The 9,337-nt window shown below is 68.6% G+C and carries 5 protein-coding genes; 2 read left to right on the forward strand and 3 right to left on the reverse strand.

Going from position 1 to position 9,337, the window contains the following annotated elements; genetic code table 11:
* Positions 1-6 precede the first annotated feature (6 nt).
* From AC3WRN_RS07615 to AC3WRN_RS07625, 3 genes are all read right to left on the reverse strand, one after another.
* Entirely contained in the window at positions 7-1,566 is a 1,560-nt protein-coding gene (locus tag AC3WRN_RS07615; protein ID WP_492622526.1) for an alpha-amylase family glycosyl hydrolase, read from the reverse strand.
* A gap of 34 nt (positions 1,567-1,600) precedes the next feature.
* Complete coding sequence (locus AC3WRN_RS07620; RefSeq protein ID WP_492622527.1) at positions 1,601-3,202, reverse strand: tryptophan halogenase family protein; 1,602 nt, start codon at positions 3,200-3,202, stop codon at positions 1,601-1,603.
* 126 nt (positions 3,203-3,328) lie between these two features.
* Positions 3,329-6,223, reverse strand: coding sequence for a TonB-dependent receptor (locus tag AC3WRN_RS07625; protein ID WP_068096642.1), 2,895 nt, complete (start codon positions 6,221-6,223; stop codon positions 3,329-3,331).
* A 433-nt stretch (positions 6,224-6,656) separates the two neighbouring features.
* Between AC3WRN_RS07625 and AC3WRN_RS07630 the strand changes: the two genes are divergently transcribed.
* The gene (locus tag AC3WRN_RS07630; RefSeq protein WP_492622528.1) at positions 6,657-8,279 is read left to right on the forward strand and encodes an alpha-glucosidase family protein; all 1,623 of its coding nucleotides are present in this window, start codon (positions 6,657-6,659) and stop codon (positions 8,277-8,279) included.
* A gap of 2 nt (positions 8,280-8,281) precedes the next feature.
* Positions 8,282-9,274 carry an alpha/beta hydrolase gene (locus tag AC3WRN_RS07635; protein ID WP_492622529.1) on the forward strand — a complete coding sequence of 331 codons (993 nt, stop codon included), beginning with the start codon at positions 8,282-8,284 and terminating at the stop codon, positions 9,272-9,274.
* The last annotated feature ends 63 nt before the right edge of the window (positions 9,275-9,337 follow it).

The raw sequence follows: 9,337 nt of genomic DNA on the forward strand, positions 1-9,337 counted from the left end.
ACGGCTTCAATCCAGGATGGCGCTGGCGTACGGCGGCAGCGAGAGGCGTCCGCGTTGCAGCACGGTGCCGGGGCGGCTGTACCGCAGCAGCTGGCGGTAGCGCGCGTCGCCCAGCGGCAGCTGCTGCGGCTGGCCCGACAGGTTGTGCAGCACCAGCACGTGGCTGCCGGCGTCGTCGAGCTGCCAGGCGGCGATGTGCGGATTGGCCAGCGGGTGCGCGGTGAGCGTGCCGTCGCGCAGCGCGCCGATCTCGCGGCGCCAGCCGATCAGCATGGTGTAGTAGTGCAGCAGCGAGCCGTCCGCCTGCTGCTCGGCTTCCACCGAGACGGCGGGGCCGTCGCCGGCGCTGAAGGCTTTCCAGCGCGTCTCGCCCTCGCCGTGCGGGTCGCGGTGCCAGCGCATCGGCTCGCGCAGGTCGGGGTCGGGCTTCTTGCCGCGCATGCCCAGCTCCTCGCCGTAATAGACGAACGGGTGGCCGGGCAGGGTGAGCAGCATCGCGGCGGCCATCCGCATGTGCTGCGGGTTGCCGTCGAGCTGGCTCATCACGCGCTCCTGGTCGTGGTTGGACAGGAATGGCGCGTCCACGCCGGATTTGCCGGCGACCTTGCGGTAGGCGGCATCGGTGTGCGCGAGCAGCGCGCCGAGATCGCCGGCGCGCTCGTGCTTCGCGCTGTCGATCAGCCGCGTCGCCAGCGGGAAGTCGAACGCCGCGTCGAGCGGCTTGAAGTACGGCGCCAGTTCGTCGGCGGAGTCGCGGGTTACCTCGCCGACGACATAGGCCCCGGGGGCGACCGCATCCAGGCCCCGGCGGAATTCGGACCACCAGGCGAGGTTCTTCTTGAGCGTGAGCGGGTTGTTCGCGTCCGCCTTGAAGTCGTAGTAGATGTGCTGGGCGGCGTCGAGGCGGAAGCCGTCGACGCCTTTCTTCAGCCAGTACTGGCCGACCTTGACCATCTCCCGGCGCACCGCCGGCGTGTCGTAGTCGAGGTCCGGCATGTTGCTGGAGAAGTCGCCCAGGTAATGCGCCGTGCCGAGCGCGTGCCAGGCCTGCGGGCCGGCGGCGTCCTCGGCCTGCAGGTCGGTGTGCGGGCCGGCCCAGCTGTACCAGTCGTGATGCGGATCGGCGGGATCGCGGGCAGCCTGGAACCAGGGGTGCCGGTCGCTGGTGTGGTTGATCACCAGGTCGATGATCACCTTGATGCCGCGCTGGTGCGCCTCGCGCAGCAGGCGTTCGAAGTCGGCCATCGTGCCGTATTGTGGGTTGATGGCGTAGTAGTCGGTGATGTCGTAGCCGTGGTAGCTGGGCGAGGGGTTGATCGGCATCAGCCAGATGCCGCAGACGCCGAGCGACTGGAGGTAGTCGAGCTTCGCGGTGATGCCGTTCAGGTCGCCGGTGCCGTCGCCGTCGGTGTCGTACCAGCTGCGCACGAAGATCTCGTACCACACGCCGGAGGGGGCCGATGTGGCGGGGGCGGTGGGCGCGGTGGCAGCCCGCGCGGGGCTGCCCAGCGCGGGCTGCGCGGCGAGCAGGGCGAACAGCAGGGACGAGGCGAGGCATCGGATCATGGCTGGCTCCGGCCACGGCGAAACGCTGCGGCGTTCATGTGACGAGGCTGCCGGCCGCGCGCGCCACGAATGCGTGGTGCGGCGGCAGCGTGTTCTTGGCGCGGCCGACCAGGGTGCGGATGTCGGCGAGGAAACCCTCCAGCTGCGCGTCGCTCAACGCGTCGGCCAGCGGGTGGTGGTGTTCCGGTTCGATGCGCTGGCCCAGCAGCACCTGTACCCAGCCGGTCTCGGCGAACAGCTCCTCGCCTTCGCGGAAGACCATGCCGGTGCGGCGGAACAGCTCGATGCGGCGTGCCAGCGACGGCGGGATCTCCATCGCGCCGCACTGCCGCCAGAACGGCGTGTCGGTGCGCTCGGTGGCCTTGTAGTGCAGGATCAGGAAGTCGCGCACGTGCTCGTACTCGAAGCGCGTCTGGCGGTTGTACTCATCCACCAGCGCGCTGTCGCAATGGCGGTCGGGGAACATCGCCAGCAGGCGGCTGATGCCGGACTGCACCAGGTGGATGCTGGTCGATTCCAGCGGCTCCATGAAGCCGGCGGCCAGGCCCAGCGCGAGGCAGTTGCGGTTCCACGCCAGCCGGCGCATGCCGGTGACGAAGCGCAGCGGGCGCGGGTCGCCCAGCGGCTCGGTTTCCAGGTTGGCCAGCAGCTGGACGGCGGCTTCGTCGTCGCTGATGAAGCGGCTGCAGTACACGTGGCCGTTGCCCGTGCGATGGCGCAGCGGGATGCGCCACTGCCAGCCGGCCGTGCGCGCGCTGGCCTGGGTGTACGGGCGCATCGGGCCACCCGGCGCGCTGGCCACCGCCAGCGCGCGGTCGCAGGGCAGCCAGTGCTGCCAGTTCTCGTAGCCGGTGTTCAGCGCGCCCTCGATCAGCAGGCCGCGGAAGCCGGAGCAGTCGATGAAGAAGTCGCCCTCGACGATCTCGCCGCTGTCCAGCCGCAGCGATTCGATGAAGCCGTCGCCCTCGCGCAGGCGTACTTCCGTCACCTTGCCCTCGATGCGCTGCACCGCGCCCGGCGCGATGCGCTCGCGCAGGTACTGGGCGTAGCGCGTGGCGTCGAAGTGGTAGGCGTAGCGCAGGCCGCCGAGCGGGCTGTCCGGGATCTTCTCCAGCGGCGCGAAGCGGTTTTCCGCGGCGGCCGCGGCGTTGAGCGAATACGCCCACAGGTCCGGCGCGTCCGCTCGGCGGGCCGCTCCTGCGCATCCGGCAATTGCTCCCGGCATTGCTCTATCTCCGGCATCCCTGCCGTCGCCTGCGCTCGCGGCACTGGTGCGTCCCTGCACGGCGCGCAGCCAGTAATGGTGGAACGGCGTCAGCCCCAGCGGCAGGCCGAGGTCGCCGAACGCGTGCAGGTAGGAATCGCCGAGGCGGGTGAAGCCGTTGAGCTGCACGCCCAGCTTGTAGGTGCCGTGGACGAAGCGCAGCAACTCGTCCTCGTCGATGCCGAGGAAGCGGTTGATGTGGCGGATCTGCGGAATGGTGGCCTCGCCCACGCCGACGGTGCCGATCTCGGCCGATTCGACCAGGCGCATGGCAACGCCCGCTCCGAGAGCCTGGGCGAGCAGCGCCGCGGCCATCCAGCCGGCGGTGCCGCCGCCGACGATCACCACCTGGCGGATGCGGGAGTCGTTCATGTCATCGTTCCTCGGCACCCTGTCGATGCTGCCGCGCCGCCGTCGCTGCGGGCGCACGGATCATGAAAAAAAGCCCCGCTGGAAAAAACACAGCGGGGCACCATGGGGAGGTAATGTCGATACGGCTTACTGGAACTTGTACGAGACGCCGATATCGTAGCGGCGGCCGTAACGCTCCCACGTCAGCACCTGGCGGGGGTCGTTGTTCTGGTAAGTGGTAAAGATCTTGTTGGACAGGTTGGAGCCCTGCACGATGAAGGTCAGGCCCTTCAGGCTGCCGCTGTCGAACGTGTAGCTGACCTGGGCGTCATAGGTGCTGCCGCCCTTGATGGTCTGCTCGATGCGGGAAGCGCTGATGCCCGACACTTCGCCCAGGAAGCTCGAACGGTAGCTGTCGCTGATGCGGGCCTCGAAGCCGTTGTGCTGGTAGTACAGCGTGCCGTTGGCGACCCACTTCGACAGGCCCGGCACGGTGAGCGGGTTGCTGTTGCCGGCGTAGACCAGCGAGCTCTTGGTGCGGTTGCCGGTGAGGATCATGCCGAAGCCGTCGAGCGTCGGCGTGACCAGGTTGAACGGCAGGTTCAAGGTCACCTGGGCGCCCTTCACGTAGCCGTGGCCGTCGTTGGTCGGACCGGAGACGATGCCCTTGGTGGTGCCCAACTGCGCCAGCTGCGCCGGGGTCAGGCCGAACGGCAGGAACGAGCTGAAGTCGTACAGGTAGGCCGCGTTCGGGTTGATGTAGTCACGCAGCTCGAGGAAGTAGCCCGATACCGCGACGTAGCCGGCGCCGCTGCGGCACAGGTCCGAGGTCTTCGAGTCGTTGGCGTTGCACTGGTAGCCCGACCCGCCCGAGAAGTAGTGCTCGTAGCTGATGTTGTAGTTGTCGGCCATGGTCGGCAGCAGCTTGGCGTTGCCGCCCGAGGCGCTGAAGTACGCCTGGTTCGGGTCGGTGTTCGGCAGGTGCGTGATGTTGCCGCTCACCCCGAGGCTGGCGTTCATCTGGTCCATGCGCGGACGGGCCATGGTGCGTGCGGCGCTGACGCGCAGGTCGTCGTTGTCGGTGAAGCCGAAGATCAGGTTGGCGCTGGGCAGGTAGCGGGTGAAGCTGGTGCTGCCGGTCACCGGGAGCAGCGTGATCGCGTTGCCGGTGATCGCGCTTCCCGGCGCCACGCGCTCGCCCACCGCGCGCTGCGAGGTGTGCGCCGCCTGGACGCCGAAGTTGCCTCGCAGGCTGACGTCACCCAGGTGGGTGTCGAGGTTGAACTGCAGGTACGGGGTGAGGTTGTTCTCGCGCACCTTCCAGTTCGGCGGCATCGAAAGCGACGAGCCGAAGGTCGGCACCTGCTGCAGGGTGCCGTTGCCGATCAGGTCGAACGGGTTGTAGCAAAGTTGCGAAGCCACCCCCATCCACGACAGCGGGTCGCAGCTGCTGCCGGTGAACGCGGCGGTCTTCACCGCGTTGCCGCCGCTGATGGTGCCGCCGCCCAGGGTCAGGAAGCTCTGGTCGATGTGGTAGGTCTTGTTGCGCACGCCGCGTTCCACGCCGAACTCCATGCTGGAGAACGGGCCGCTGGTGAAGTCGCGCTGTATGCTCAGGCGCAGGTTGGCGAGATAGTCGATGGTACGGGGCGCGTTGATGAAGCCGGCCTGCACCACGTCGTTGCCGCCGCCCCAGCCCTGTGGGTCGGTCAGCACGACGCCGTTGGTGTAGTTCAGCGACGGGTTGAGGTAGAGCAGGCCGTTGCTGCGCTCGACGAAGCCGAGGGTGTCGGTGGCGCCGGTCGAGCCGTAGCCGGTGCCGGAGTAGCTCTCGAGGTTGATGTCGCGGCGGGTGGCGCGCGAGTAGTTCGCGTCGAGGTTGGCCGTCCAGTTCTCGTTGATCGTGAACTTGTTCTCCCAGTTGAAGTTGTAGACCCGGGCGCTGGTGCGGTTGTAGTCGTTGCGGATGACCGGCTTGACGTTGCCGTAGGTGCCGCTCTGCACGAAGCCGTTCTGGGCGACGGCGCCCGGCAGCAGCTTCGCGGAGCTCCACCACAGCGGGAACTCCATGCCCTTCGCCTGCTGCACTTCCTTGAAGTTGTCGTAGGTGAGGTCGATGGTGCCGGTGTAGTGCTCGTTTGGCTGCCACTGCACGGTGGCCAGCACGCCGTTGCGCTTCATCGAGTCGGAGATGCCGAAGTTCTTCGCGCCGCCGATCACCGCGTCGCCGCTGTTGTCGCTCGGGTAGCCCCACGGCTGCTGGTGCTGGATCTGCGAGGGATTGGACTCCAGGTCCACGCCCAGGGTGACGCCCAGGGTGTGGTCGGCGAACTGGTTCACCCACACGCCGTTGAGGTTGTAGCCCTTGTCGCTGACGCCGTGGCCGCTCGACAGCTGGGACATGTCGTTCCAGATGTAGTGGGCGTTCACCGCGGCTTCGGGGCCGCTCTTCTCCAGCGGACGGATGGTGTGCATGTCGACGGTGCCGGCCAGGCCCTGGCCGATCAGGTTGGCCGACGGGCTCAGGTGCACCACCACGTTGTCGAACCAGCTCGACGGGTACTGGTCGAACTGCACGTCGCGGTTGTTGGACGTGCTGACCTGCTGGCCGCCGTTGACCAGCGCGGTGGAGAAGTCCGGGCCCAGGCCGTGGATGGTCAGCACCTGCGGCCGGCCGCTCACGGTCTGCACGGCGAGGCCGGGCAGGCGGCCGAGGGTGTCGGCGATGCTCACGCCGGGCAGCTTGCCGACCTGCTCGGCCGATACGGCCTCGACGATGGTGCTGGCGTTGCGCTTGAGCGCGGTGGAGTTCTCGATGCTGCTGATGAAGCCGTTGACCTCGACCGCCTGCATCTGCGTCTTGCGCTTGCCGTCGGTGTCCTTGCTGTCCTTGCCGGCCTTGTCGGTCGACGACGGCTGGGCCTGCTGCTGCGTGTCCTGCGGCTGGCTGGCCGAGGGCGCGGTACCGGCGTAGGCCGTGGCGCACATGCCCAGGCACACCGATGCGATCGCCATCGCCAGCACGTTATGTTTCAGAACCATGTAATCCCCTCCCACAAAGGTGTGTCGCCGTCGATCTCGGTCGATGGGTTCCCCGCGCTTCCGTCGGCGACGACCGTCGGCAGGTGCGCCGCCGAGGTTTTCGGCGACGTGCATGCATGGTAGGCCGGGGTTTCCGCAGCGAAGCATTTCCTGCATACGTATTCATGCCGGGTGCCATCCAGCGTTTATGGCACTGCAACATGGCGGGTGTACGGAGAAGGTCCTGGCGGCGCGAACCGTGGTGCAACTTGACATGCGCCCGTGACGTATGCACTGCGGCCGATCGCCCCGCATGCGCAACATGTCGCACCTGCAGCACGAATGAATACGTATGCACATCCGTGCAGGTCGCAACGGGGCTGCGGCTAAGCTGATCCGCATTCAACGACGGGCGATGGAACGCGCCCGCATCATGTCGTGGGGACACGCTCAAATGACCGATGCACCCTGGTGGCGCGGCGCCGTCACCTATCAGATCTATCCGCGCAGTTTCCTGGATACCAACGGCGATGGCGTGGGCGACCTGCCGGGCATCATCGAGCGGCTCGACTACGTGGCCAGCCTCGGCGTGGACGCGATCTGGATCGCCCCGTTCTTCCGCTCGCCGATGGCCGACTTCGGCTACGACATCGCCGACTATCGCGACGTCGATCCGCTGTTCGGCACGCTGGCCGACTTCGACCGGCTGCTGGCGAAGGCGCACGCGCTGGGCCTGAAAGTGATGATCGACCAGGTGCTCAGCCACACCTCCGCCGAGCACGCATGGTTCCGGGAGAGTCGCGAGAGCCGCGACAACCCGAAGGCCGACTGGTACGTGTGGGCCGACGCGAAGGATGACGGCAGCGCGCCCAACAACTGGCTGTCGCTGTTCGGCGGCTCGGCCTGGCAATGGGAGCCGCGTCGCGGCCAGTACTACCTGCACAACTTCCTGACCTCGCAGCCGGACCTGAACTTCCACAACCCGCAGGTGCGCGCGGCGATCCTCGACAGCGTGCGCTTCTGGCTGGACAAGGGCGTGGACGGCTTCCGCCTGGACGCGATCAACTTCTGCTTCCACGACCGCGAGCTGCGCGACAACCCGCCCAAGCCGAAGGACAAGCGCGTCGGCCGCGGCTTCAGCCCGGACAATCCCTACGCGTTCCAGTACCACTACTACAACAACACGCGGCCGGAGAACCTGGCCTTCCTCGGCGAGCTGCGCGCACTGACGGACCGCTACCACGACGCGGCCACGCTGGGCGAGATCTCCTCGGAGGATTCGCTGGCGACGATGGCCGACTACACCCGTCCCGGCCGCCTGCACATGGGCTACAGCTTCGAGCTGCTGACCGACGATTTCAGCGTGGCGCACATCCGCGGCACGGTGCAGGCGCTGGAAGCGCAGATGACCGACGGCTGGCCGTGCTGGGCGATCTCCAACCACGACGTCGAGCGCGTGCTGACCCGCTGGGGCAGGGGCCGGCCGTCGGCGCAACTGGCCAACCTGCTCACCGCGATGGTGTGTTCGCTGCGCGGCTCGGTGTGCGTCTACCAGGGCGAGGAGCTGGGCCTGACCGAGGCCGAACTGCCCTACGAAGCGCTGCAGGATCCCTACGGCATCGCGTTCTGGCCGCAGTTCAAGGGCCGTGACGGTTGCCGCACGCCGATGCCATGGAGCGACGCCGATGCGCAGGCCGGCTTCAGCCGCGGCATGCCGTGGCTGCCGGTTCCCGCGGAACATCGCGCGCTGGCGGTGAGCCGGCAGGAGGCCGACCCTCATTCGGTGCTGAACGGCTTCCGCAGCTTCATGCACTGGCGCAAGTCGCAGCCGGCGCTGCGCTGTGGCGACATCGCCTTCGTCGATACCGCCGAGCCGGTGCTGGCGTTCACCCGCCGCCTGGCCGGGCAGACCGTGCTGGTGGCGTTCAACCTGGCCGACGTCGACGTCGCGATCGACTTGCCCGCGGCGCTCGGCAAGCCGCAGCCGCTGGAAGGCCACGGCCTGGTGGCCGGGCGGCTCGACGGCCACCGCCTGCATCTGCCCGGCCACGGCGCGTGGTTTGCCAGCGTGGCGTGACGGTGCTTCGCCTCGTCGCCCTGCCGTGGCTGCTGCTCTGTGGGGTGCTGGTCGCCGGCAGCGCGTCCGCGGCGGATGCTCCCGCCGCCGATGACGCACCGGTGCAACTGCAGCTCGACGCGCCGGCGTTCGCGCCGGAGCGGATCAAGGTGGCGGTCTACCTGCCGCCCGGCTACGCGGGCGCGTCCGGCCGCCGCTACCCGGTGCTGTACGCGAACGACGGCCAGGACATGGCCGCGGTGGGACTGCAGTCGACGCTGGCGCGACTGTACCGCGAGCGGGCGATCGAGCCGGTCATCGTGGTGGCGATCCGCATGCTCGACGACCGCGCCAGCGGCTACGGCCTGTCCGATCGCGCCGGCGCGCGCAGCCTCGTCGGCGGTTCGCGGATCGGCCCGATCGGCGTGCGCGCGCAGGACTATTCCGCCTGGGTCGCCACCGTGCTGGTGCCGTATGTCGACGCGCACTACCGCACGCGCCGCACCGCGCGCGGGCGCACGGTGCTGGGCTGGTCGCTCGGCGCGCTGAACGCGTTCAACCTCGGCTGGCAGTACCCGGAGGTGTTCGGCCGGGTCGGCGCCTTCTCGCCCTCGTTCTGGCTGGCTGCGGACCGCAGCAGCGCCACTGCGATCCAGCACACGCGGCTGGCGCAGGCGATGGTCGATCATGGGCCCGGGCGCGCGGGCCTGAAATTCTGGTTCGCGGCGGGTACGACGGAGGAAACCGCGGACCGCGACGGCGACGGCATCAACGATACGATCGACGACGTGCAGGACCTGCTCGAAGGCTATCGCGGCGCCGACGGCTTTCGCGCGCGTGGCCTGAAGCAGCTCGGCTATTCGATCAACCTGGACTACGCGGGACATCCGTCGCGCAGGGCGGATGCCTCGCTGTTCCTGTTGCCTGGCGGCCAGCACAACCAGGCGTCATGGAAACGGATGCTGCCGCTGTTCCTGCGCTGGGCCTACGCCCGGCCCCGGCAAAAACCGTTGTAGGAGCGGGGGGGGGGGGGGGGGGGGGGGGGGGGGGGGGGGGGGGGGGGGGGGGGGGGGGGAGGG

It is taken from the genome of Rhodanobacter sp. FW101-FHT13A11 (genome assembly GCF_058790335.1).